General features: G+C 35.2%; 22 protein-coding genes and 3 pseudogenes. 13 read left to right on the forward strand and 12 right to left on the reverse strand.

What is annotated here, in order from left to right; translation table 11 throughout:
* Positions 1–227 precede the first annotated feature (227 nt).
* Positions 228–1,040, forward strand: coding sequence for a transposase (locus OPR60_RS04685; protein WP_265040287.1), 813 nt, complete (start codon positions 228–230; stop codon positions 1,038–1,040).
* Between the two features lie 428 nt (positions 1,041–1,468).
* On the opposite strand, the gene OPR60_RS04690 is transcribed toward OPR60_RS04685, so the two are convergent.
* Positions 1,469–4,855 (reverse strand): UvrD-helicase domain-containing protein, encoded by a 3,387-nt coding sequence (locus OPR60_RS04690; protein ID WP_265040336.1) that lies wholly within the window; start codon positions 4,853–4,855, stop codon positions 1,469–1,471.
* 81 nt (positions 4,856–4,936) lie between these two features.
* On the opposite strand from OPR60_RS04690, the gene OPR60_RS04695 reads away from it, so the two are divergent.
* The 8 genes from OPR60_RS04695 to pstB all read left to right on the forward strand — a co-directional run bounded on the left by OPR60_RS04695 (position 4,937) and on the right by pstB (position 10,834).
* On the forward strand, positions 4,937–5,803 hold the full coding sequence (locus OPR60_RS04695) for a 4-(cytidine 5'-diphospho)-2-C-methyl-D-erythritol kinase (RefSeq protein WP_065094815.1): 867 nt from the start codon (positions 4,937–4,939) through the stop codon (positions 5,801–5,803).
* 4 nt (positions 5,804–5,807) lie between these two features.
* A complete protein-coding gene (locus OPR60_RS04700) occupies positions 5,808–6,164 on the forward strand; it encodes an Mth938-like domain-containing protein (protein WP_265040122.1) in 357 nt (118 codons plus the stop codon).
* A 1-nt stretch (position 6,165) separates the two neighbouring features.
* A complete protein-coding gene (locus tag OPR60_RS04705; protein WP_065094813.1) occupies positions 6,166–6,975 on the forward strand; it encodes a metal ABC transporter permease in 810 nt (269 codons plus the stop codon).
* 124 nt (positions 6,976–7,099) lie between these two features.
* Positions 7,100–7,279 carry a hypothetical protein gene (locus OPR60_RS04710; protein ID WP_010082539.1) on the forward strand — a complete coding sequence of 60 codons (180 nt, stop codon included), beginning with the start codon at positions 7,100–7,102 and terminating at the stop codon, positions 7,277–7,279.
* Positions 7,280–7,284: 5 nt separating this feature from the next.
* Positions 7,285–8,277, forward strand: coding sequence for a DNA polymerase III subunit delta (holA, locus tag OPR60_RS04715; protein ID WP_265040124.1), 993 nt, complete (start codon positions 7,285–7,287; stop codon positions 8,275–8,277).
* Between the two features lie 234 nt (positions 8,278–8,511).
* On the forward strand, positions 8,512–9,264 hold the full coding sequence (locus OPR60_RS04720) for an IS5 family transposase (protein ID WP_265040125.1): 753 nt from the start codon (positions 8,512–8,514) through the stop codon (positions 9,262–9,264).
* A gap of 29 nt (positions 9,265–9,293) precedes the next feature.
* On the forward strand, positions 9,294–10,079 hold the full coding sequence (gene dapB / locus OPR60_RS04725) for a 4-hydroxy-tetrahydrodipicolinate reductase (protein WP_265040337.1): 786 nt from the start codon (positions 9,294–9,296) through the stop codon (positions 10,077–10,079).
* Positions 10,076–10,834, forward strand: a complete 759-nt coding sequence (pstB, locus tag OPR60_RS04730) for a phosphate ABC transporter ATP-binding protein PstB (protein ID WP_265040126.1) — start codon at positions 10,076–10,078, stop codon at positions 10,832–10,834. Before dapB ends, pstB begins: the two co-directional genes overlap by 4 nt.
* A 219-nt stretch (positions 10,835–11,053) precedes the next feature.
* Here the strand turns inward: pstB and OPR60_RS06850 are convergent.
* Together OPR60_RS06850 and OPR60_RS04735 are read right to left on the reverse strand one after the other, a co-directional pair.
* Positions 11,054–11,167 (reverse strand): annotated as a pseudogene (locus OPR60_RS06850) (winged helix-turn-helix domain-containing protein); the annotation flags it as partial.
* A 29-nt stretch (positions 11,168–11,196) separates the two neighbouring features.
* Positions 11,197–12,026, reverse strand: a pseudogene (locus OPR60_RS04735) (IS630 family transposase).
* Between the two features lie 61 nt (positions 12,027–12,087).
* Between OPR60_RS04735 and OPR60_RS04740 the strand changes: the two are divergent.
* Together OPR60_RS04740 and OPR60_RS04745 are read left to right on the forward strand one after the other, a co-directional pair.
* The gene (locus tag OPR60_RS04740) at positions 12,088–12,840 is read left to right on the forward strand and encodes an IS5 family transposase (protein WP_265039632.1); all 753 of its coding nucleotides are present in this window, start codon (positions 12,088–12,090) and stop codon (positions 12,838–12,840) included.
* Complete coding sequence (locus tag OPR60_RS04745) at positions 12,828–12,974, forward strand: hypothetical protein (RefSeq protein WP_265040127.1); 147 nt, start codon at positions 12,828–12,830, stop codon at positions 12,972–12,974. Before OPR60_RS04740 ends, OPR60_RS04745 begins: the two co-directional genes overlap by 13 nt.
* An 86-nt stretch (positions 12,975–13,060) precedes the next feature.
* On the opposite strand, the gene OPR60_RS04750 is transcribed toward OPR60_RS04745, so the two are convergent.
* The 3 genes and pseudogenes from OPR60_RS04750 to prfB form a co-directional block, all read right to left on the reverse strand.
* Entirely contained in the window at positions 13,061–13,813 is a 753-nt protein-coding gene (locus OPR60_RS04750) for an IS5 family transposase (protein ID WP_265039632.1), read from the reverse strand.
* Positions 13,814–13,891: 78 nt separating this feature from the next.
* Positions 13,892–14,134, reverse strand: a pseudogene (locus tag OPR60_RS04755) (IS630-like element ISWpi10 family transposase); the annotation flags it as partial.
* Between the two features lie 51 nt (positions 14,135–14,185).
* Positions 14,186–15,311 (reverse strand): peptide chain release factor 2 gene (prfB, locus tag OPR60_RS04760; RefSeq protein WP_406829737.1). Its coding sequence is split into 2 segments (ribosomal slippage): positions 14,186–15,244 and positions 15,246–15,311, totalling 1,125 coding nucleotides; the frame shifts between segments, so codons are not numbered across the junction.
* A gap of 153 nt (positions 15,312–15,464) precedes the next feature.
* On the opposite strand from prfB, the gene mgtE reads away from it, so the two are divergent.
* Positions 15,465–16,835: a magnesium transporter gene (mgtE, locus tag OPR60_RS04765; protein ID WP_265040129.1), complete on the forward strand. Its 1,371-nt coding sequence runs from the start codon at positions 15,465–15,467 to the stop codon at positions 16,833–16,835.
* Between the two features lie 200 nt (positions 16,836–17,035).
* Here the strand turns inward: mgtE and OPR60_RS04770 are convergent, their stop codons facing one another.
* The 5 genes from OPR60_RS04770 to OPR60_RS04790 all read right to left on the reverse strand — a co-directional run bounded on the left by OPR60_RS04770 (position 17,036) and on the right by OPR60_RS04790 (position 22,125).
* Positions 17,036–17,788 carry an IS5 family transposase gene (locus tag OPR60_RS04770; RefSeq protein WP_265039632.1) on the reverse strand — a complete coding sequence of 251 codons (753 nt, stop codon included), beginning with the start codon at positions 17,786–17,788 and terminating at the stop codon, positions 17,036–17,038.
* A 598-nt stretch (positions 17,789–18,386) separates the two neighbouring features.
* Complete coding sequence (locus OPR60_RS04775) at positions 18,387–19,403, reverse strand: substrate-binding domain-containing protein (protein ID WP_065095420.1); 1,017 nt, start codon at positions 19,401–19,403, stop codon at positions 18,387–18,389.
* A 205-nt stretch (positions 19,404–19,608) separates the two neighbouring features.
* A complete protein-coding gene (locus tag OPR60_RS04780; RefSeq protein WP_265039936.1) occupies positions 19,609–20,304 on the reverse strand; it encodes an IS5 family transposase in 696 nt (231 codons plus the stop codon).
* A gap of 43 nt (positions 20,305–20,347) precedes the next feature.
* Positions 20,348–21,160, reverse strand: a complete 813-nt coding sequence (locus OPR60_RS04785) for a transposase (RefSeq protein WP_265040287.1) — start codon at positions 21,158–21,160, stop codon at positions 20,348–20,350.
* A 278-nt stretch (positions 21,161–21,438) separates the two neighbouring features.
* Positions 21,439–22,125: an IS5 family transposase gene (locus OPR60_RS04790; RefSeq protein ID WP_406829739.1), complete on the reverse strand. Its 687-nt coding sequence runs from the start codon at positions 22,123–22,125 to the stop codon at positions 21,439–21,441.
* 413 nt (positions 22,126–22,538) lie between these two features.
* On the opposite strand from OPR60_RS04790, the gene dcd reads away from it, so the two are divergent.
* A complete protein-coding gene (gene dcd, locus OPR60_RS04795; protein ID WP_265040130.1) occupies positions 22,539–23,096 on the forward strand; it encodes a dCTP deaminase in 558 nt (185 codons plus the stop codon).
* A 5-nt stretch (positions 23,097–23,101) separates the two neighbouring features.
* Here the strand turns inward: dcd and OPR60_RS04800 are convergent, their stop codons facing one another.
* Positions 23,102–24,124 carry a hypothetical protein gene (locus OPR60_RS04800; RefSeq protein ID WP_265040131.1) on the reverse strand — a complete coding sequence of 341 codons (1,023 nt, stop codon included), beginning with the start codon at positions 24,122–24,124 and terminating at the stop codon, positions 23,102–23,104.
* Positions 24,125–24,459 lie beyond the last annotated feature (335 nt).

Genomic DNA, 24,459 nt, shown 5'->3' on the forward strand with positions numbered 1-24,459 from the left:
AAAAAGATGGTAGTTTAGCCTAATAGGTAAAAAATGGAGAAACTACCATATGCAATATTACATCAAAGAGGAAAATTGGAAACAAATTTTAGAGTTCATAAAAAGCGTAAAAGGAATGCACAGCAAAAGACCTGCTGCAAAAGGTGATTGAAAAAATGATGTGAGAGGGGTAGAAGAAGAATAAGCAGATCAAGTAAGGAAAAAAAATGAGCTTTAGTTACTATAATATGAAAAAACACCCAAGAAACTTTCGTAATATAACAGGTTTAAGTATAGAGGAGTTCGAAAAAGTAGTAGAAAAAGTGAGGTCTGGATGGAAAAAACTTGAAAAACAGAAAAAGTGTCATGGTAGAAGATCAAAACTACCAACTCTGGAAGATAAGTTGTTTTGCGTAATTTTGTACTATCGCACTTACATAACACATAGATTTTTAGGATGCCTATTCAATGTGCACAACGCAAATGTATGTAGGTTACTTAAGAGAATAGAGCCATTACTCGCCAAAAAAGTGACTATAACAAAAGATAGAAGTATGACGCCAGAAAAAATACTGAAGATTTTGGCTGATGTTACAGAACAGCAAATACAGAGGCCAGAAGATAGTAAAAAACGGAAGAAATCATATTCAGGAAAAAAAAGAACCAACACTATGAAAACTGAGATTATTATCGAAGAAGGAGGAAGAATTTTATCAGTGTCAAAGTCATACCGTGGTAGAATTAGTGATTTTCGCATAAGGAAACAAGAAAAATATTTACCACTTGATAGCATAAAACATGCTGATTCTGGATATCAAGGTTGGCAAAAATTGCAAAGCAATGTTATAATTCCATATAAAAAGTATCGTAAAAAGCCATTAACTCCAGAGCAGAAAGAGCATAATAGAAGGTTAGCATCATTTAGAATGAGAGTAGAAAATAAGATCCGAGAGATAAAGATATTTAAGATTATGTCGAATGTTTATCGCAATTTTCAGAAAAAATATAACTTGAGGTTCAATATTATTGCTGGTATTGTAAATCTTAAGCACGCCTTTTAGTTAACCTTGATTTTATTCACCCTCCTTTCCTTTTTTTTATCGCTTGATTCGCAGCAGGTCTTTAGATTTACCGACAATCGTCATTCCGCTACGTGTTAGCGGCTAAGAGATACCGTGACGGGATGACGTAGGGGTTGCCGAGAACTTGTCATTCCAGTACTTGACACTGGAATCCAGTTTTCTTTACAAATTCACCAAAAGTGCTTCATTCTATAACGCAAAACCCATACTCACCAAACTCAATGTATTACTTGCAATTAAGTTTTCTGGATCCCAGTGTCACGCACTGGGATGACAAGAAAGAGGGCACTGGAATAACAGGAGAAGAAGGCACTGGAATGACGAATTTGTCGTTTTTTAAATTGGTTGCTAAACCAGAATGACTTTAGCTATAGATTCTTTTACCGCACTCTTGCAATCAAGTTTCATCAAAAGTCAGATTGCAGAGTTAAATCTTCCACCCAAATAACCACACACTCTACTTGCTTGTTTGGATATATTTCTTGTACTAAGGTTTTATAGATTAACATCTGTTTTTTTATTTCATTTAATAAGGAAACAGAAACGTTACGGTGTGATTTGTAGTCAATTATGATTGCTTTATCTTGCGTTATGCATAGCCTATCTAGTCGTACTAATACTGACTTGCCATCAATTGTTCCACTCAGTGTAATCTCTGATTTGCCTTCCAAGTCAAACAAATAGCCATATTTTTCATTAAAGGCCAATATTTTACTGTAAATTTCATCCTTATCTTCACTGGTGTTTATATTGTCAAGATATTTTCTGACCCAATTTTTTCTCCTTTCTTTTTCTATCTTGGGCATATATTGTAATATGCTGTGAATGATCAGGCCTCTTGTATAACCATCTGTCATCCAAGTAGCTGATGCTGATTTTCCTTCTTTTTTACTGGATCCAAGTGTCAAGCACTGGGATGACAGGAGAGGACGCTGGGATGACAAGGAAGGATGTTGGAATGACGAAAGAGGGCGCTGGAATGACATTGATAGGTTTGGCGGAAGCGAAATGACCGGAATATCAAAATAATCACGTTTTTTATAAATATAAGGGTAGTTTGCATTCACACATAGCACTTCAACTTTTTCTTTAAATATTGGCTGTAAACCCCTTTGTTTCTTTTCATATGGTTCTCCATACTGAGTGATTAGATCATACCAAGAGCCCTTTTGCACTGGCTCTTTACTTAAGATGTATAACTCATCTTCAGCACGTGTGAGTGCTACGTATAATAAACGCAAATATTCATTATAATCCTCTAGTTTTTTCTCTCTTTTTACTTGATCACAATAAGCGTTGTTGTTTTTTCCACACCAAAATGGCACTTCTGTTCCATCAAAGATAATGCTTTCACTGTTTCTTGGCACTGTGTTTGTATCAACCAAAAATACTATGGGAGCTTGCAGACCTTTTGATTTATGAATTGTCATTATTCGCACAGCATTGCGTTCTGATTGCATATCATTCTTAATCTCCGGATTATTCTCCTTGATCCATTGAACAAATGCTTGAAGAGATGGATTTTCAAATTGCAACACAAGGTTCATAAATTCGTCTAGAACCTCGAAGCACTCAAGACCTAGCCTTGCAGCAAATTTCTTCTTACCTGTGCGCAGTATATGCGTGAATAATGCGAGAGGGGATTCTGTGCGAGATAAGTTAATGAGATAGTTTAATTCACTATAGATAACCACAGAATAATCCTGAATTCTTTCCCATAGTGAATGCTCTTTATGGTCGTATGCAATGTTAAATAAATCATCCTCGGTGAAATTAAATAGCGGTGATCTTAAAGCATTTGCAAGAGCTAAATCATTTGCCTGGAGGAGTAAAAATTCGGCCAAAGCTATTAAGTCCTGCACGGCTATATAGTCCATAATTCTAAAATAATCCCGGCCTACAACTGGCACGTTTGCTTTTTTAAGTTCGCTTATTATGTAATCAACTAATACGTTTCGTTGTCGTACCAGAACCATAATGTCTCTTGGTTCTATATGGCGATCTTTAGCGACTAAAATCCGCCCTTCGTTTAACCAATTGTGAATTCTGTTAGCTATTGTTTGAGCAAGTAATCGATCTGCTATTGTATAACCTTCCTTGCATGTCAGAGGAATTTGTAAAGCTTGCTGTTCTTTCTCTTTGCGCCTTGGTAACGCTGGCCAAATTTCAATATATCCTTGGTCATTTTCTCTATGTGGAACATGTTTTATTTCATTATCATTAAAAGATATTTCTGCGCGGAAGTTATTAAATATTCTATCTACAAGCATCAAAACTTCTGGAGTTGAACGAAATGACTTTTCAAGTTGGCATGATATCCAATCTCTACCACCAGTTTTCGTATGAAAGTATTGTTGCATATAGTTGAATAGATGGGGATTTGCTCCTTGAAATCTGTATATGGATTGTTTTACGTCACCAACTACAAATAAGGTTCGCTTTTCATCATCACCGGCAAAAAATTCATCGCAGAGATTTGTTATAATTTTCCACTGGCTGATGCTATTGTCTTGTGCCTCGTCAACAAGGATGTGATCTATTTTTTGATCCAAGTTAAACAATATCCAATCTTTATAGTTTGGATTGCTGAGAAGATTTGTTGCTAAGTTGATTATATCATTGTAGTCAAGCAGTGCATTTTTTGATTTTTCACTATTATATAAATCAACATATACTTTAAATATACCAAGTAAGCTACTGGTTCTCTTGAATATTTGATAAGAGTTCATGTCTCTTATATGGGTAAATACTACATTCTGAACGCTCTCTATTATTTGCTCTGCATCTCTAAATTTCTCCAAAATACTTTTTGTTGCAATGGATGATATGCTCTTTTTTTCGTGCGATTCTGATTTTAGAAATACCTTGGCTAGGTTTTCTATTTTGGTGTCATTCCACTTTATTCCGGTGTCATCCGAGTAGCTGACACTGGTTCTTTTTTTCTGGATTCCAGTGTCAAGCACTGGAATGACAGTAGAATAAAGTATTGCACTATAACTCTGATCTCTTTTACTGCCTTCACTTAATATCTCGGCTAGTCTTTCCACGTGCTCAATTGTTTCACTCTGTAAGTCATGAATTTCATCTGGGGCGCTCAATTTATCTTTGATATATTTCGAATCATTTGCTGATATCGATCTTTTTATACATAAAGTATAAAGCAAATCGCGTAGTTTATTTTCATCAATTTCAGTTGCAATAAGGTTGATATCATCCTGCACAGTTTCGTTATGAAGCACTTTATTGAATATGATGGAATGTAATTCTTTACATTCACTCAGCGTGCAATTTGGAGCAATGCCAGCTTCTATAGGAAAGCTGGAGATTAATTTGTAACAGAAAGCGTGTATGGTTTGTATAGTTAGACCAAGATTTTCCAGTTCAGAGAAAAGCCTTCTTGCTCTTGTTAAGTGACGATCAAGTGCTTCATTTTTTCTGGATCCCTCCGTTATCCCAGCACTCTCCTTTGTCATCCCAGTGCTTGACACTGGGATCCATTCTTTTTTTTTACTGGATTCCAGCGTCACGCACTGGAATGACATCGGAAAGAAATCTAGTTGTTCTAGATCTGCTGCCAACACACTATCTGAACATATTGCCCACTTACTGAGTATGCTGTGAATGCGATTCTCCATCTCGTTTGCTGCAGCATTGGTGAACGTTAAGCAGAGAATATTTCTTTTGTTTTCTAATAAAAGTCTCAATACCCTGTCTATTAAGATTTTTGTTTTGCCTGTACCAGCAGATGCATTTACCCACACAGAGAAATTAGGATTTATGGCATTTGATCTCATCAGAAGTGCGAAAACCTTATAAAAGTTGACTAGAATAGCATTATACATATAATGTAAAAATAATCTTAGTGAAGATATATAATGAAAAGTTTTTGTGTAAAGGCGCCTGCAAAAATCAATCTTTTTTTGCATGTTGTAGACAAAAAAGAAACAGGGTATCACTTGATTGAAGGTTTATTTGTCTTTGCTAATCTCTCTAATTTTTTGGAAATAAAAGTAGGTGAGAAGGATTCTAGATACGATAACTCTACAGTTGAATTTATAAACTCCGAGTCTAAAATAAATAACCAATATAACACTGTAATGAAAGCGGTTAATCTGCTGCTTAGGCATGCTCCTGTACGCACTAAAGTCACTGTAAAGGTTGTAAAAAACATACCAATTGCTGCAGGACTTGGTAGCGGATCCTCAGATGCTGGAGCTGTGGTACGTACGCTAGGGAAGCTGTGGAAGATTGATAGGACGATTTTAAATGAAATAGCCTTAAACGTTGGCGCTGATGTTCCCGCAAGTGTAGATAGCAAGCCTGTTTTTGTTAGAGGTATTGGTGAAGAATTGTGCCACATAAAAAAGTTCTCTTTACCCACGAATGTGGTGCTTGTGAAACCGAAAAAAAAGTTTTTGAGTACACCAGAGGTATTTTCCAAACATGAAGGAAAATTTTCTGAGCCAATTAAATGGAGCGATGACGCTGAAAAGGATTTGTTGAAGTTTCTTAAAGAGACGAGAAACGATCTTCAAGAAATAGCAATAAGCCTTGTACCTGAAATTAAGGATGTGATATCAACACTTGAGTCACAAGAAGGCTCTATACTTTCTCGCATGTCAGGCAGTGGTGTAGCATGTTTTGGAATATTCGATAGTGAGGAAAATGCAAAAGCTGCTGCAGTTAATATCGGAAAAAAGCAACCAGAATGGTGGGTATGTGACACTCAATTAATAGTTTGACTTTATGCCCTTAATTTCCGAGAATAAAAATCTTATAAATGGTTACAGGGAAGGAAAATTTTTGGTAAACAATCAAGAATATTATGGCTCAATTATAATTTTTCCTGAAAAGGTGATTAAATTGAAAGAAAGTGATATAAATAGTAAGGAACATTTTAAATCTTTTTTAACAGAGGAAATAGAAATTTTGATAATAGGTACTGATAAAACACGCAATATACTAAGTTCTTCAGTGAAGTCCTATCTTATGGAACAAAAAAGTTTAAATTTTGAATTTATGACAACAGGTTCTGCATGCAGAACCCATAATATTCTGATATCCGAAGATAGATTTGTTGTCAGTTATCTAATAGCCATATAGCATGTTTGAAATGTTTACCCAGGATTTTTTCATCAACAGTCTAGTTGCAGTAGTCGTAATTAGCCTAGTAACAGGCGCTTTAGGATCGTTTATGATATGGCAAAGGTTATCTTATCTTGGTGATAGTTTGTCCCATTCTTCATTGCTTGGTATTGCACTTGCTTTGATCTTTAAGATTAGCCCATCGCTTAGCATAATGCTCATTGCAATTACATTTGCTATACTACTTTCTCTTAATTTTAACAGATTATATTCTGCTGATACGATATTGAACATTGTTACCAATGTAGTTTTATCATCGAGTTTAATACTTATGTCTTTTCTTCCATCTGGCAATAATAGTATTATTAGCTCACTGTTTGGTGATATATTAACGCTCGATCAAAGTGATATAGTATTGATTTTTTTAACCTCTGCAGTAGTTACTTTGATATTAATATTTAGATGGCGTTATTGGTTAATGATTTCAATTAATCAAGATTTAGCAGTAGTTGAAAAAATTAATGTTACCTTTGTTAGACTAGAATTTTTAATCACTCTTGCTATATTTATAGCAATTGCTGCCCAATTAATAGGAATATTACTCATTGCTGCATTTTTGCTAATACCAGCAGCATCTGCAAGGCTCATTTCGAAAACTCCAATGGAGATGATTATTGTTGCAACAGTTTTTTCTGTAATCTCTGGGATATCAGGTCTCATGTTATCTGCAAGTTTTGATTTGTTAACTGGACCTGCAATTATACTTGTTGCAGCCGTATATTTAATTATCGCTTATTTTATAAGGCTAGTATTAAGCAGGTTGGCTTAATTTTAATCTCGAATGTTAATAATTTTGTAATATACTCATTATAAAACATCACTATCTTAGCACAATTTGCTATATTATTGTTTATGTGCTAATGATAAGTTGTTAGTTTTATGGAGTAAGCAATATGAGCGAAGAAGGATTTTTTTCCAAATATATATCTCAACCTGTGAAAAAATTTTATAATTATATTACAGGAAAAACAGAAGAGTCAGATGATGTAGCAGGTGATGTGCATAATATTGCACAAGGAGACTCAGAGTCTTTGGATACTCATGTACAGTCAAATGAGAATGATATCATATAGGTGGCATGAGGGTTACACCATCCAAAGTTAAAAGATTCCTAGAGAAACCTGATGCTTTAAGTGGTGTGTTAATTCATGGAAATGATAACAGTAGGGTTGATTTTTATGTACAAGAAATAATTGCCAGTTTGGATGAGTATTCAGTTCAGGTGATGGATTTTGCAATAGTGAATAAGTCACCCGGTTTACTGTTTTCTGAATTGGCAAACATTTCGATGTTTACCAGCAAAAAATTAATTAAGCTGATAAATGTGAGTGGAGGTATATCCAAAGAGTTAAAAAACGTGTTGGATTATAACGCAAGTGGTCATTATGTAATGATGACAGCAACTGATCTTCCACACAATTCTGCAACCAAAAGTTATATGGAGAGTTCAAAAATTTTTGGTGTAATTGCTTGCTATAAAGACAGCAACAGCAATCTTTATGATATTATATCAAGTTACTTAAAACAAAATGATATAAAATGCACAAATGAGATAATTCATCATTTGCAGTCTTATTTTAACCATAGAAAGCTGCCTATATGTTCAGAACTTGAGAAGTTAGTTTTGTACTTAGGGGAGAGAAAAGACCTAAAACTTACTGATATAGAATTATGCTTTTCAACTTCCGGCAATGACTATGCTACACTTGATGATTTATGCTCTGCCATAGCAAGTAAAGATATGTCGCGCTTCATTAGAATTTCTGATGCATTGATATCGCAAGAAAATTTTTCACCGATAGCACTAATTCGCATTATATCAAATTATTTCCTACGCCTTGAAACCGTTTTGCTGTCAGTGCAAGGTGGAATGAGTGAGCAGGCTGCGATTGATCAGCTATGCCCTCCATTGTTTTTTAAACAATTGCAGAGTTTTAAATCTCATTTGAAAAGTTTGCAACTTTCAGAACTTAAGAAGATCTTGGAAAAATTGATAAGCTTAGAAGTTACCTGTAAAAAAACTGATTTAGATCATAAAATGATTTTTCAACATGCACTGACGGGTAGCTGACTACTCGGATCCAGCCTTTCTTATAATTTCATCAAAATGTTGTATTTTAACATAAAATAGCTGCTTTTATGCCTACCAAAATTCATTCTTTAGTGTGTGTCTCACAAGTATTCTTTGCTAATAGGATATTTTCGAATATAATTGAATATAACTAGGCTCTGTGGACAAAAAATATGAAAAGAGAGAAAAAGATGGTAGTTTAGCCTAATAGGTAAAAAATGGAGAAACTACCATATGCAATATTACATCAAAGAGGAAAATTGGAAACAAATTTTAGAGTTCATAAAAAGCGTAAAAGGAATGCACAGCAAAGATGAAAAACGTTTAAGAATATTCATAGAGGCAGTGTGGTACATAGTGCGAAGTGGTTGCCAATGGAGACTTTTACCAAAAACTTATGGTAATTACAGGAGTATACATAAGCGATTTAAAAGATGGTGTGAAAGAGATGTCTGGAAAAAATTGCTTGAATATACTAAACAAGAGCCTGATTTAGAAGTTGCTATAATCGACGGTACGATCATTCGAGCCCATCCATGTTCATCTGGATATACAAAAAACTCCAAGGATCAAGAAGCTTTAGGGAGGAGCAAAGGTTGCTTTACAACTAAAATACATGCGCTTGTCGATGCACTTGGAAATCCACTTAAATTTACTCTGACTCCTGGTCAAAGAAATGAAATTACGCAGGCACAAGTGTTGACCGAAAGTATCTATAACTCTACTGTAGTAGCTGACAAGGGCTACGATAGCAATGCCTTTGTTACAAGTCTTGAAGACAAGGGATGTACAGTAGTTATTCCGCCAAAACGGAATCGAAAAGTGCAAAGGTATTACGATGAGCATATCTACAAAGAACGTCATTTGATTGAGTGTTTTTTTGGTAAAATTAAAAATTTTAGGCGCATTTTTTCCAGATTTGATAAAACTGCTGAGGTTTTTATTGGTTTTCTCAATTTTGTTGGAGCTCTTGTATGGCTTCTCTAAAATTTTGTCCACAGAGCCTAGAAAGCTTTATGAAAATCAGAGTTGGAGTAATAGGCTGCTTAGGCAAAATGGGCAAGAAAATACTCAATGAATTAATTACAAATACCAAAGTGGAAATAGCAGGTGCTGTTGCCCGTTCAGGCAGTAAGTACATAGATTCAGATATTGGACCAATTATGGCCAATCTAGGAATCAAGGTTACAAGTTCTATCAGTGACGTATTTGAGTTATCCGACGTTGTAATAGATTTTACAACTAAAGAATGTATGTTAGACTGCCTTAAAGCAGCTGTAAAATTTAAAACACCGCTGGTTAGTGGCACAACTGGAATAGAAGGTGTCGATTTAAAAGAGTATGCTGCTGAAGTTCCAATATTGTGGTCAGCAAATATGAGTGTTGGGGTTAATGTGTTGCTGAAATTGGTAAAAAAAGCTGCTGAGCTTTTAGGTAATGAATATGACGTTGAGATTTGGGAAATGCATCATAACTTAAAAAAGGATTCACCATCTGGAACAGCTATAGAACTTGGCAAAACAATTGCTAACGCTTCAAAAGTGGATTTTCAGTCCAATCAATATTTACATAGTGGTTCAAACATAAGGAAAAAGGGGGGAATAGGTTTTGCAGTATCTCGTGGAGGTGGAGTAATAGGAGATCACAGCGTGATGTTTGTTAATTCTGATGAACGGATAGAACTAAACCACAAAGCAATTGATCGCACAACATTTGCTAGAGGAGCTGTTCAAGCAGCAGTATGGCTATACGAAAATAAAAGAGAAATTCCGGGGCTCTATTCAATGCAGGATGTGATATGAGCAATACACGTGCCTCTGTTAAAGATTTAAATCTCTGGTACGGCTCTAAGCAAGTTTTATTCGATATAAATTTGAATATTTATAAAAGAAAAGTTACTACTTTTATCGGACCATCCGGGTGCGGTAAATCAACATTTTTGCGTTGTTTTAATCGTATGAATGACTATGTACCAGGTTGCAAAACTGTTGGTGAATTAGATATCGATGGGCTGGGTGATATATATTCACGCGATATGGATGTTGTACTACTTAGAGCAAAAGTTGGTATGGTATTTCAAAAGCCAAATCCTTTTCCAAAATCAATATATGATAATGTTGCTTATGGGCCAAAATTGCATGGTATGGCGAAGGATAAGCAAAAATTGAATGAGATGGTGGAAAATAGTTTAACCAAGGTTGGTTTATGGGAAGAATTGAAGGACAGATTGCAAGATAGCGCACTCAATTTATCCGGTGGCCAACAACAGAGGCTATGCATCGCTCGCGCAATTGCAGTGAAGCCAACTATTTTATTAATGGATGAACCGTGCTCTGCTCTTGATCCAATGGCAACCAATGCAATCGAAAATCTTATACAAGAGCTGAAATTAAGATTTACTATAATTATGGTGACTCATTCAATGAAGCAAGCTAAAAAGTTATCTGATAGTGTAATTTTCTTTCATAATGGCAGAATTGTTGAGTCTGGAAGCACTCAAAAAATATTCGAAAATGCTCAATCTCCCTTAACAAAGGAGTATATCCTGGATCATTAAATTTCTGTCATCCTATGGCTTTGCGATTAAATCCATTAGCTTCAAAAATTGTAATACTTAAAAATATAATTGAATAATTATTAATAATAGTGTATAATTATTAACGTTTTTCAGGCATTTTTGTTATGGGTGCGCCAAGTAAGCGTTTAGAATACAGTTGGTGAAAATCCAACTTAGGCAAAGTCTAGCCAACAGCCTAGAACAGACCATTATGCTGCGTGGTCTTGATGTGATATATGAGAATTTCATTCTTTGCATATTACGGTGTACTGTAGATTTGCTGATATTCAAACCAAACTTTTCTTGAATTCTTATTTTCATTTCTTTTATAGTATAGCATTTCTCATAATAGTCCAAACAGGTCATAGGAAGGCAGAATCAACAGCACGACGAAAGGATTCGAATAGAGGAATGTTTTTCCTGGCTCTGTTTTTTATAGCAAACCAATGATGCTCAATTTTGTTGAAATCTGGAGAATAAGGCGGCAGATACAAAATTTCTGCACCAACCCCTTTAGCAAGCTCGATAATCTTATCAGACTTATGAAAAGTAGCATTGTCAAGAATGACAGTCTGTCCAGGTTCCAAGATCGGTGTCAAAAATTGCTCAAACCATCCATTAAAAACATCCATATTACAGTGGCCTTCAAAGGTTAACGGAACAACTATCTTTCTTCCACTTAAGGCTGCAACCATACTGATTCGTTGAGTTTTCTTTCCAGATTTTAAGGCATAAAACCGCTGTCCTTTCTGGCAATATCCGTAGGGGTAGTCTTCGGTGTTATCAATGCCATACTCATCTATATACACTAAGTTTTTAGGTTCTTTTGTCGCTATAATTTTCAAAAATTCAGCACGTTTTTCTTCGTTTCTTTCCTTGTATCCATATGTCTTTTTTTGCGCGTAAATCCAATTTTTTTAAGGGCTCGATAGATCGTTTGGATACTAACGTTGTTCCAAAGTTTAGCCATTTCCGATAGAGTCTTTCCTCCGTGTTCTCTGGCAAATTTGGCAAAGGTATCCCAGTCGGTAATTTTGTGATTGTAACCCCCATTTCCAAGTTTTTTTGATTGAAAGTCTCCTGTTTCTTTTCTTCTTTGCTGCCACTCCCATAAAGTAGTTCATCCAATCTTAAATCTTGCTGCCACTGTTTCTCTGCTTTCTCCTTCGTCTAGGCTCTGTGGACAAAAAATATGAAAAGAGAGAAAAAGATGGTAGTTTAGCCTAATAGGTAAAAAATGGAGAAACTACCATATGCAATATTACATCAAAGAGGAAAATTGGAAACAAATTTTAGAGTTCATAAAAAGCGTAAAAGGAATGCACAGCAAAGATGAAAAACGTTTAAGAATATTCATAGAGGCAGTGTGGTACATAGTGCGAAGTGGTTGCCAATGGAGACTTTTACCAAAAACTTATGGTAATTACAGGAGTATACATAAGCGATTTAAAAGATGGTGTGAAAGAGATGTCTGGAAAAAATTGCTTGAATATACTAAACAAGAGCCTGATTTAGAAGTTGCTATAATCGACGGTACGATCATCCGAGCCCATCCATGTTCATCTGGATATACAAAAAACTCCAAGGATCAAGAAGCTTTAGGGAGGAGCAAAGGTGGCTTTACAACTAAAATACATGCACTTGTCGATGCACTTGGAAATCCACTTAAATTTACTCTGACTCCTGGTCAAAGAAATGAAATTACGCAGGCACAAGTGTTGACCGAAAGTATCTATAACTCTACTGTAGTAGCTGACAAGGGCTACGATAGCAATGCCTTTGTTACAAGTCTTGAAGACAAGGGATGTACAGTAGTTATTCCGCCAAAACGGAATCGAAAAGTGCAAAGGTATTACGATGAGCATATCTACAAAGAACGTCATTTGATTGAGTGTTTTTTTGGTAAAATTAAAAATTTTAGGCGCATTTTTTCCAGATTTGATAAAACTGCTGAGGTTTTTATTGGTTTTCTCAATTTTGTTGGAGCTCTTGTATGGCTTCTCTAAAATTTTGTCCACAGAGCCTAGCGCTTCCATTGCTTTTTTTCTTAAATCATAACTATATGCTGCTGGCATTCAACCTCCTTATCATCATCTATCCTTATCCTATCACATCCGGACTTTTATGGAAAGAGCTATAATATTGGGGTTTTCCTCTATCCACACCTCAACTTGTTCACGTTGACTTTGATTCAATATAGTTTTTCTAGGCTCTGTGGACAAAATTTTAGAGAAGCCATACAAGAGCTCCAACAAAATTGAGAAAACCAATAAAAACCTCAGCAGTTTTATCAAATCTGGAAAAAATGCGCCTAAAATTTTTAATTTTACCAAAAAAACACTCAATCAAATGACGTTCTTTGTAGATATGCTCATCGTAATACCTTTGCACTTTTCGATTCCGTTTTGGCGGAATAACTACTGTACATCCCTTGTCTTCAAGACTTGTAACAAAGGCATTGCTATCGTAGCCCTTGTCAGCTACTACAGTAGAGTTATAGATACTTTCGGTCAACACTTGTGCCTGCGTAATTTCATTTCTTTGACCAGGAGTCAGAGTAAATTTAAGTGGATTTCCAAGTGCATCGACAAGCGCATGTATTTTAGTTGTAAAGCCACCTTTGCTCCTCCCTAAAGCTTCTTGATCCTTGGAGTTTTTTGTATATCCAGATGAACATGGATGGGCTCGGATGATCGTACCGTCGATTATAGCAACTTCTAAATCAGGCTCTTGTTTAGTATATTCAAGCAATTTTTTCCAGACATCTCTTTCACACCATCTTTTAAATCGCTTATGTATACTCCTGTAATTACCATAAGTTTTTGGTAAAAGTCTCCATTGGCAACCACTTCGCACTATGTACCACACTGCCTCTATGAATATTCTTAAACGTTTTTCATCTTTGCTGTGCATTCCTTTTACGCTTTTTATGAACTCTAAAATTTGTTTCCAATTTTCCTCTTTGATGTAATATTGCATATGGTAGTTTCTCCATTTTTTACCTATTAGGCTAAACTACCATCTTTTTCTCTCTTTTCATATTTTTTGTCCACAGAGCCTACGGCGTTGAGGCGGAGCAAATAATTTTTCTTCTCTGCCAAATTTTAGGTGCTTTATCCATGCAGTAAGTGCCTTTCTTGAAATGCAGCATATCTTTGCTACGGCTGTTATACTGTGCTTTTTTGCTGCAATTACAGCATTTAGTTTTTTTGCAACATATGCGTTATTTCTTACTTTCTTCAGCATTTCTTTTGCTGATTCCACCACTTTTTCATCCAATAATTTTGATCTTAATGCCATTTAAACCTCGCTACTTTACTTACTTCAGTATGGCTTTTTTTCTATTATTGTCTATCCGTTACTTGTGTAGCGGGAATTGGTATTAGTAAGCACACTAACTATGAAACAATCTATATTACCATCAAAAACAGAATTTATATTGCCCACTTCATGTCCGGTTCTTAAATCCTTCACCATTTGATATGGATGCATAACGTACGATCTGATCTGATTGCCCCAGCCTATATCGCATTTTTTACCATATTCTTCAGCCATTTTCTGTTCTTTTTTTTCCAGTTCAATTTGGTATAAACGTCCTTTAAGTAATTTTAACGCCTCATCTTTATTTCTGTGTTGAGAACGACCATTTTGGCATTGAACTACAACACCAGTTGGAATATGCGTAATGCGTACCGCACTTTCAGTCTTGTTCACATGCTGACCGCCTGCTCCGGAAGCACGGTAGGTGTCGATCTTTAGATCCTTTTCATCCACAGCAATATCAATTGAATCTTCGATCACTGGAGTTACTCCTACACTTGCAAAACTGGTATGACGTTTACCATTTGCATCAAATGGCGATATTCTAACCAGCCTGTGAATTCCACTTTCACTTTTTGCCCACCCATAAGCTTTTTCTCCAACGATTTTTATCATTGCAGACTTTATACCAACTGACTCTCCTTCTAATTTTTCTACAACTTCAACTTTAAAGTTGTGATAAATTTCTGCCCACCTTATATACATGCGCATCAGCATTTCAGCCCAATCATTGCTCTCGGTTCCGCCAGCTCCTGAGTGGATTTCTAAAAAGCAGTTATTATTATCTGCTTCACCAGTAAATAAGGACTCTGTTTCTTTACACTTGATTAATTTCTCTAGCTTAGCTAATTCATTTTCAACTTCAGAGAAAAATTCTTCATCATTTTCATCAATAGCAGACTTCATTAAGCTGATGGCATCGTTGTAATCGCTTTTCAGTTTTAAAAACGACTCTACGTCATTCTTAATTTTAGAACGTTCTTTTAAAACTTCTTGTGCTTTTTGGTTATCTTGCCATAGGTCATCATTCGACGCTTGGGAGTCAAGCTCTTCAAGACGCAACTTTAATTTTTCTATGTCAAAGACACCTCCTGATAAGAGAAATACTTTTATTTAAGCTTTGAAAGTGTTCAAGAATTTCTGGATAAGTTTTCATTATACTTTAGATTTTAATATATTTACTATCAATAACAATAACAGTAAACAAAATAGAAATTTAACCATATGATAGTTAATTTAAATAATTTCATTATACTTTAATGTTTAAAGAAATCAAGCGCGTATATTTATTAAAAAACAAGGTAAAGTAATGAATATTGAAATAAGTTCCCATTATGGTTTAGACAAAAAGGCTATTGATGACTTAATAGAGTCACTTGATAACGAGGAGCTAGAGAATGTTCGTAGTATTGTAAAAACGATAGATAGCGTTCAGTTAGCTTATTTTTTATCTACTTCAATCAGTGATCACAGGGAGAAATTAGTTAATATCCTCGATCAACATTTGTTAAGTGATGCCCTAGTGCATGTAGTGCCAGATTTACAAATAGAGATCATAGAAACATTGGGAATAGAAAATACAGCAAAGTTACTAATGCTCCTTGATGTAGAAGATATAGTAACCATAGTGAAAGATTTAGATAGAAAGTCTGTAGAAAATATACTTTACTATTTGCCCAGCAAAACTCAGAAATCGGTAGAGGAGTTGCTATCATATCCAGAAGAAAGTGCAGGAAGGTTAATACATAAAGATATGGTTATAGCTCCATATTATTGGACAATAAATCAACTGACAGAATTTGTGTGCAACTATAAAAAAATACCAGAAAAATTTCACCAGATATTCATTATCAACTCAAAATTAGAGCCTATAGGCAGTGTTAATTTAAATAAGGTAATATCTCACTCAGGAGACACAATAATAAAAGAGATAATGGATCATGACATAAAAATCATTAAAACTGGAATAGACCAAGAGGAAGTAGCAAGAATATTTAAAGATTACTCTCTATTATCGGCTCCGGTAGTAAATAAGAATGGTAAAATTATTGGTGTGATCTTAATTGAAGATGTGATAAAAGTTGTTCAACAAGAAACAGAAGAGGATGTACTCAAAATAAGCGGTGTATCTTCTAAAGCCGATATAAATGCCCCTATACATAAAACTATAATTAAAAGGCTACCTTGGTTACTGTTTAACCTCTTAGCTGCAACAATGTGTTCCATAGTAGTTGGCTTTTTCGATGATGTAATAAAAAGTTTTATAGTACTGCCAATAATCATGCCGATAATTGCATCAATGAGCGGAAATGCAGGATCCCAAACAGTAACGCTAACCATCCGGGCAATCGCAACAAAATATCTAACTGAGCAAAATACAAAAAGAATACTGATGAAAGAATTTTTAATAGGTCTTATAAACGGGGTGATCTTATCTACTATTTCATTAGTAGTGTTAGCAATAAGGTTTCACAGCTTCAAAGTGGAGATGATTTTTGTGGTCTCCATGATTATGATGTCAATTATTGCAACGTTCATCGGAACTTTCATTCCTATAATGCTTCACCGTTTAAAGTCTGACCCTGCCGTTTCTTCTTCAATCCTAACATCGGCAACAACTGATATTCTCTCAGCTTTTATATTTCTTGGTTTAGCTACGATCTTTTTATTAAATAGCTAATACTATCTATAGCTATACCGCCCACAACTGTACAAACATTGCAATTTGCAGGTGGCAGATGGTGTCATCCAAGTAGCCCCTATGATGTCATCCGAGTAGCCCCTATGATGTCATCCGAGTAGCCCCTATGATGTCATCCCAGTGCTTGACACTGGGATCCAGAAAAGTTTGCTTGTAAACTAGGCTCTGTGGACAAAATTTTAGAGAAGCCATACAAGAGCTCCAACAAAATTGAGAAAACCAATAAAAACCTCAGCAGTTTTATCAAATCTGGAAAAAATGCGCCTAAAATTTTTAATTTTACCAAAAAAACACTCAATCAAATGACGTTCTTTGTAGATATGCTCATCGTAATACCTTTGCACTTTTCGATTCCGTTTTGGCGGAATAACTACTGTACATCCCTTGTCTTCAAGACTTGTAACAAAGGCATTGCTATCGTAGCCCTTGTCAGCTACTACAGTAGAGTTATAGATACTTTCGGTCAACACTTGTGCCTGCGTAATTTCATTTCTTTGACCAGGAGTCAGAGTAAATTTAAGTGGATTTCCAAGTGCATCGACAAGTGCATGTATTTTAGTTGTAAAGCCACCTTTGCTCCTCCCTAAAGCTTCTTGATCCTTGGAGTTTTTTGTATATCCAGATGAACATGGATGGGCTCGGATGATCGTACCGTCGATTATAGCAACTTCTAAATCAGGCTCTTGTTTAGTATATTCAAGCAATTTTTTCCAGACATCTCTTTCACACCATCTTTTAAATCGCTTATGTATACTCCTGTAATTACCATAAGTTTTTGGTAAAAGTCTCCATTGGCAACCACTTCGCACTATGTACCACACTGCCTCTATGAATATTCTTAAACGTTTTTCATCTTTGCTGTGCATTCCTTTTACGCTTTTTATGAACTCTAAAATTTGTTTCCAATTTTCCTCTTTGATGTAATATTGCATATGGTAGTTTCTCCATTTTTTACCTATTAGGCTAAACTACCATCTTTTTCTCTCTTTTCATATTTTTTGTCCACAGAGCCTAGGTGTTGGTGGACTATGCGCAGTTGGTGCTGTTGCAGCCTATGTGCTAGCGTATCCTGCAGTTGCACTGGCTTTAACAGTTTTAGCAGCAGTTATATTAATAGGTGCTGGTATTGCTAAGGTTTGTGAGAAATCAGAAAGCCCAAATACGAAAAGCTCGGACCCAGTTGTTTCTGAGTATTGCAATAATGCAAAAAGCTGTTAATCAGTAATCCATTGTTATCCCAGCGCGGCGCGCTGGGATCCAGGAATTTTATTAAGTTGGTAAGCATAAAAGTAGCCGTTTTATGTTAAAATACAACGTTTTGATGATTATGAAAAGGCTGGATTCCAGTGTCAAGCACTGGAATGACAAGAAGAGGGTACTTGGATGACAAGAAAGAGGCACTGGCTCTTGGATGGAAAGCTGGATTCCAGACTGGAATGACACCTCTCTTAGTAAAAATTACTTTTATATCATAACGTTCGTACAGTTGTGCGCACCGCTAGAACAAAGAATATAAAAAAAGTGTTGCCGTCACGTTATATCATAAACCTTTGCTGAAGCTTTCTTTATATCTTCACTTGAAAGTGGGATCAGACCAAGCCTAGATAGGTACCCATCTTCAATGCCGATCGAATCTATAATTTCTTTAATGAATTCTCTTAATCCATCAACAGTATCCAGGTGTTCTTTCTTTATGTAAAGGTATAGAGGTCTTGCTAATATATATTTTCCCGATGATATATTTTCGTAAGTTGGCTCAATTCCTGCAATTGTGCTCCCTTGTATTTTATCTTGATTCCTCATTAAAAAGCTAAAACTAAATATCCCTAAGGCATTCTTGTTACTTTTCAATTTTTGTATTATTATGTTTTCATTAATTCCAACTTCTATATACCTTCCGTCATCCCTTATATTACCACATGCTTTCTTTCTTTCTTCCTGATCTTTGTAATTCTCTTTGAAAATTCTTGAGTTCATGCATGAATATTGATCAAGCATAATAGAATTAACCAAAGTTTCGTATGTGCCTGTATTTTGATGTGGACCATAAATTTCAATTTCTGTTTTTGGTAAGGCTTGATTTACATTAGACCAAAACTTCTTATTATTTTTTACTAATTTATCATTTTCTTGAGAATATGCAGATAAAGTTTCAAATAAGTCCTTTTTTGTGAAATCAAATCTATGGCTTTGATTTGAATTTGCAATGACAACTCCATCATAGCCAATGATGATCTCTATTACTTCATTAATTTTATTCCTTTTACATAGTTCTCTTTCTACTTCCTTCATAGGGCGAGATGAAGTGGTGATGTCTGGCGTGTCTTCCCCTATTCCTGAGCAAAACATTTTGAACCCTGATCCACTTCCTATTGATTCCACAACTGGAGTCTTAAAAGGGAATACACGATTGAACTCCTCGGCTATAAACGAGATAAAAGGAAAAACGGTTGAAGATCCAACAATTCTGATGTATTTCCTGGCATCAGCATTTGACAGCGGCGTGAATAATACGAATACAAAAATCAGGAGAAAGTTTCTAAGCATTATTTTTAGTTAAGACCATAAATCTAATTATTGTAACAAAAAATCAAACTGAAAAGCTTTAATTTTCTCTTGTGATTGACCTATAGCTAATCCAATTACCGCTATTTTAATTGCATGAACATTGTAACAATGGTGTCTGCAAGCAGCTTACTGTACGAACATTGTGATTTGAGAGCAATTTCCGCTAGGCTCTGTGGACAAAATTTTAGAGAAGCCATACAAGAGCTCCAACAAAATTGAGAAAACCAATAAAAACCTCAGCAGTTTTATCAAATCTGGAAAAAATGCGCCTAAAATTTTTAATTTTACCAAAAAAACACTCAATCAAATGACGTTCTTTGTAGATATGCTCATCGTAATACCTTTGCACTTTTCGATTCCGTTTTGGCGGAATAACTACTGTACATCCCTTGTCTTCAAGACTTGTAACAAAGGCATTGCTATCGTAGCCCTTGTCAGCTACTACAGTAGAGTTATAGATACTTTCGGTCAACACTTGTGCCTGCGTAATTTCATTTCTTTGACCAGGAGTCAGAGTAAATTTAAGTGGATTTCCAAGTGCATCGACAAGCGCATGTATTTTAGTTGTAAAGCCACCTTTGCTCCTCCCTAAAGCTTCTTGATCCTTGGAGTTTTTTGTATATCCAGATGAACATGGATGGGCTCGGATGATCGTACCGTCGATTATAGCAACTTCTAAATCAGGCTCTTGTTTAGTATATTCAAGCAATTTTTTCCAGACATCTCTTTCACACCATCTTTTAAATCGCTTATGTATACTCCTGTAATTACCATAAGTTTTTGGTAAAAGTCTCCATTGGCAACCACTTCGCACTATGTACCACACTGCCTCTATGAATATTCTTAAACGTTTTTCATCTTTAGACCTGCTGCGAATCAAGCGATAAAAAAAAGGAAAGGAGGGTGAATAAAATCAAGGTTAACTAAAAGGCGTGCTTAAGATTTACAATACCAGCAATAATATTGAACCTCAAGTTATATTTTTTCTGAAAATTGCGATAAACATTCGACATAATCTTAAATATCTTTATCTCTCGGATCTTATTTTCTACTCTCATTCTAAATGATGCTAACCTTCTATTATGCTCTTTCTGCTCTGGAGTTAATGGCTTTTTACGATACTTTTTATATGGAATTATAACATTGCTTTGCAATTTTTGCCAACCTTGATATCCAGAATCAGCATGTTTTATGCTATCAAGTGGTAAATATTTTTCTTGTTTCCTTATGCGAAAATCACTAATTCTACCACGGTATGACTTTGACACTGATAAAATTCTTCCTCCTTCTTCGATAATAATCTCAGTTTTCATAGTGTTGGTTCTTTTTTTTCCTGAATATGATTTCTTCCGTTTTTTACTATCTTCTGGCCTCTGTATTTGCTGTTCTGTAACATCAGCCAAAATCTTCAGTATTTTTTCTGGCGTCATACTTCTATCTTTTGTTATAGTCACTTTTTTGGCGAGTAATGGCTCTATTCTCTTAAGTAACCTACATACATTTGCGTTGTGCACATTGAATAGGCATCCTAAAAATCTATGTGTTATGTAAGTGCGATAGTACAAAATTACGCAAAACAACTTATCTTCCAGAGTTGGTAGTTTTGATCTTCTACCATGACACTTTTTCTGTTTTTCAAGTTTTTTCCATCCAGACCTCACTTTTTCTACTACTTTTTCGAACTCCTCTATACTTAAACCTGTTATATTACGAAAGTTTCTTGGGTGTTTTTTCATATTATAGTAACTAAAGCTCATTTTTTTTCCTTACTTGATCTGCTTATTCTTCTTCTACCCCTCTCACATCATTTTTTCAATCACCTTTTGCAGCAGGTCTTTTGCTGTGCATTCCTTTTACGCTTTTTATGAACTCTAAAATTTGTTTCCAATTTTCCTCTTTGATGTAATATTGCATATGGTAGTTTCTCCATTTTTTACCTATTAGGCTAAACTACCATCTTTTTCTCTCTTTTCATATTTTTTGTCCACAGAGCCTAGGCTCTGTGGACAAAATTTTAGAGAAGCCATACAAGAGCTCCAACAAAATTGAGAAAACCAATAAAAACCTCAGCAGTTTTATCAAATCTGGAAAAAATGCGCCTAAAATTTTTAATTTTACCAAAAAAACACTCAATCAAATGACGTTCTTTGTAGATATGCTCATCGTAATACCTTTGCACTTTTCGATTCCGTTTTGGCGGAATAACTACTGTACATCCCTTGTCTTCAAGACTTGTAACAAAGGCATTGCTATCGTAGCCCTTGTCAGCTACTACAGTAGAGTTATAGATACTTTCGGTCAACACTTGTGCCTGCGTAATTTCATTTCTTTGACCAGGAGTCAGAGTAAATTTAAGTGGATTTCCAAGTGCATCGACAAGCGCATGTATTTTAGTTGTAAAGCCACCTTTGCTCCTCCCTAAAGCTTCTTGATCCTTGGAGTTTTTTGTATATCCAGATGAACATGGATAGGCTCGGATGATCGTACCGTCGATTATAGCAACTTCTAAATCAGGCTCTTGTTTAGTATATTCAAGCAATTTTTTCCAGACATCTCTTTCACACCATCTTTTAAATCGCTTATGTATACTCCTGTAATTACCATAAGTTTTTGGTAAAAGTCTCCATTGGCAACCACTTCGCACTATGTACCACACTGCCTCTATGAATATTCTTAAACGTTTTTCATCTTTGCTGTGCAATTCCTTTTACGCTTTTTATGAACTCTAAAATTTGTTTCCAATTTTCCTCTTTGATGTAATATTGCATATGGTAGTTTCTCCATTTTTTACCTATTAGACTAAACTACCATCTTTTTCTCTCTTTTCATATTTTTTGTCCACAGAGCCTAGGAGGATGTCATCCCAGTGCCCAGACACTGGGATCCAGTTCTTATTACCTGGTAAGTTTTCTGGATTCCAGACTGGAATGACATCGTTTACCATGTGACGAAGTACAATTTGTTAGTTAATAATCCATTGTCATCCCAGCGCCATGCGCATAACTGTACGAACATTGTGATTTGATACAAGCTACTTGCATGACAAAAGCTACAGTTTACATTTAAATTTTATTTTATATTATTGTAAGTATTACACAACTTTAAGGAACAGTTATGGCAGTTATGCCAGATAAATGGATAAGAGAAAAAGCTGAAAATTTTGGAATGATAGAACCTTTTGTGAATCACAAAAGCAGCAAAGGTGTTATATCTTTCGGACTATCATCTTATGGTTACGATGCAAGAGTGGATAATAAATTTAAAATTTTTACTAACGTTAATTCAGCTATCGTGGACCCTAAAAATTTTTCTGAGAATAGTTTTATAGATAAAGAAACAGACGTATGCATAATTCCACCAAATAGCTTTGTGCTTGCAAGTACAGTGGAATATTTTCGTATACCAAGGAATGTACTGGTCATTTGTGTTGGTAAATCAACTTACGCAAGATGTGGAATTATAGTAAACGTTACTCCCTTAGAACCTGGATGGGAAGGTCATGTTACACTCGAATTCTCAAACACCACTCCACTTCCTGCGAAAATTTACGCTAATGAAGGCGCATGCCAATTCGTATTTTTAAGAGGCGAAAGTGAATGCGAGAAATCATATGATGATATGAAAGGAAAATATATGAATCAGCATGGTATCACTTTGCCGTTAGTTAAGTGATTACTTTAGGTAAAGCAAGATATTGTGCTATTGTACTGAAGATTACTAAGATGAGTTTTAACTAATTTGTCGCATTCTTTATCACCTAAAACTGCACGTGCAGAGTGGTTTTTAAATGACTCTACATAGCTTGAAAAGAAATTTGTAGAAGGATTACTTAAGGCTTCTGCAACTTCTTTTTTTTCTTTATCATTGGAAAGCTGATTAAATAGTTCTTCTACCTTTTTTTGCAGCTCATTTTCAAATTCCTGCTTTATAGTATTCTTATCTGCTTTTTGCAAGAAGGAAAACTCTTCAAAAGTGTACAAGGAAGAGACAATACTGTTGAAGGTACCAGTAAAACATGCACTTGAACCACGACCACCATGCACTCCGTATTCTGTTTGCGATTCTACTAAATGTTTAACCAGTTGATATTTTCTCTGTGATATGCGGGTATTAATAGCTATATTATTTGCTCTAGTTTGATCGTTGCAAGCCTTCCAAACTAAATTTAAAACTTGCCTCAATGTTAACCCGCTTCCACTATGTGTACCAGGGTTATTTTTTATACGCTTCAAGCACTCAAGTGCATGTTTTTTCTCATCTTCTGTAAGTTGATCTTTATCTGCAGCTTTTTGTGTGCCATTTGCTATGCACTCTAACTGATCAATAAATCCTTCTATTTCCTCTATAAACTTATCATCAATATCAGGCTCACCGTAGTTTTCTTTTAGCTTTTGAACGTTAATATTAATTGCATCATTTACATCAGTATCATGCGTTGTTTGTGGAATACGTGCTGCCTCCATAAATGCTTCAGCTCTTTGCTCTAACCATTCTGGTGCTTTGCCTCCTGCAAGATGATACAGTTTATCCAATGCCATGAAGGCTAGAATAAAGACTAGGGCCGAGATAATGAGCATTATAAGTAATACTATAAATAAACCTGTGATTAGCCACCTTACAGGAGCTAGCAGAATTTCTTTTGCTTTTTTTAATTTTGACGGTCTTTGTATGTTGTCTGGTGTATTTACTACTGCTGGCATAATTAGTTCAAGTTAATATCAATATTATTAATATACTATATTTTTTCTTATTTTGTCAACCCAAATTTCTACTTCCGCACTTTTTCATTGTTGCTTACAATGATTATAGCTACACGATTTACTCATGTGCTTTTCTTAATTAAAAACTTCAACTATTTATTGTAAGTTATTGAATTTCCTTGATTTTTATTCTTAATCTGCGTCATCCTATGCACAACTGTACAAACATTGTGATTTGAGTCCACCAGGGAAGGGTGTCATCCCAGTGCTTGACACTGGGATCCAGCTTTCTATGTGACCTCATCAAAAATGTTTATTTTTCAGCCATTTTTATA

The sequence above is a fragment of the Wolbachia endosymbiont (group A) of Trypoxylon clavicerum genome (genome assembly GCF_947251665.1).
GTDB classification, from domain to species: Bacteria; Pseudomonadota; Alphaproteobacteria; order Rickettsiales; family Anaplasmataceae; genus Wolbachia; species Wolbachia pipientis.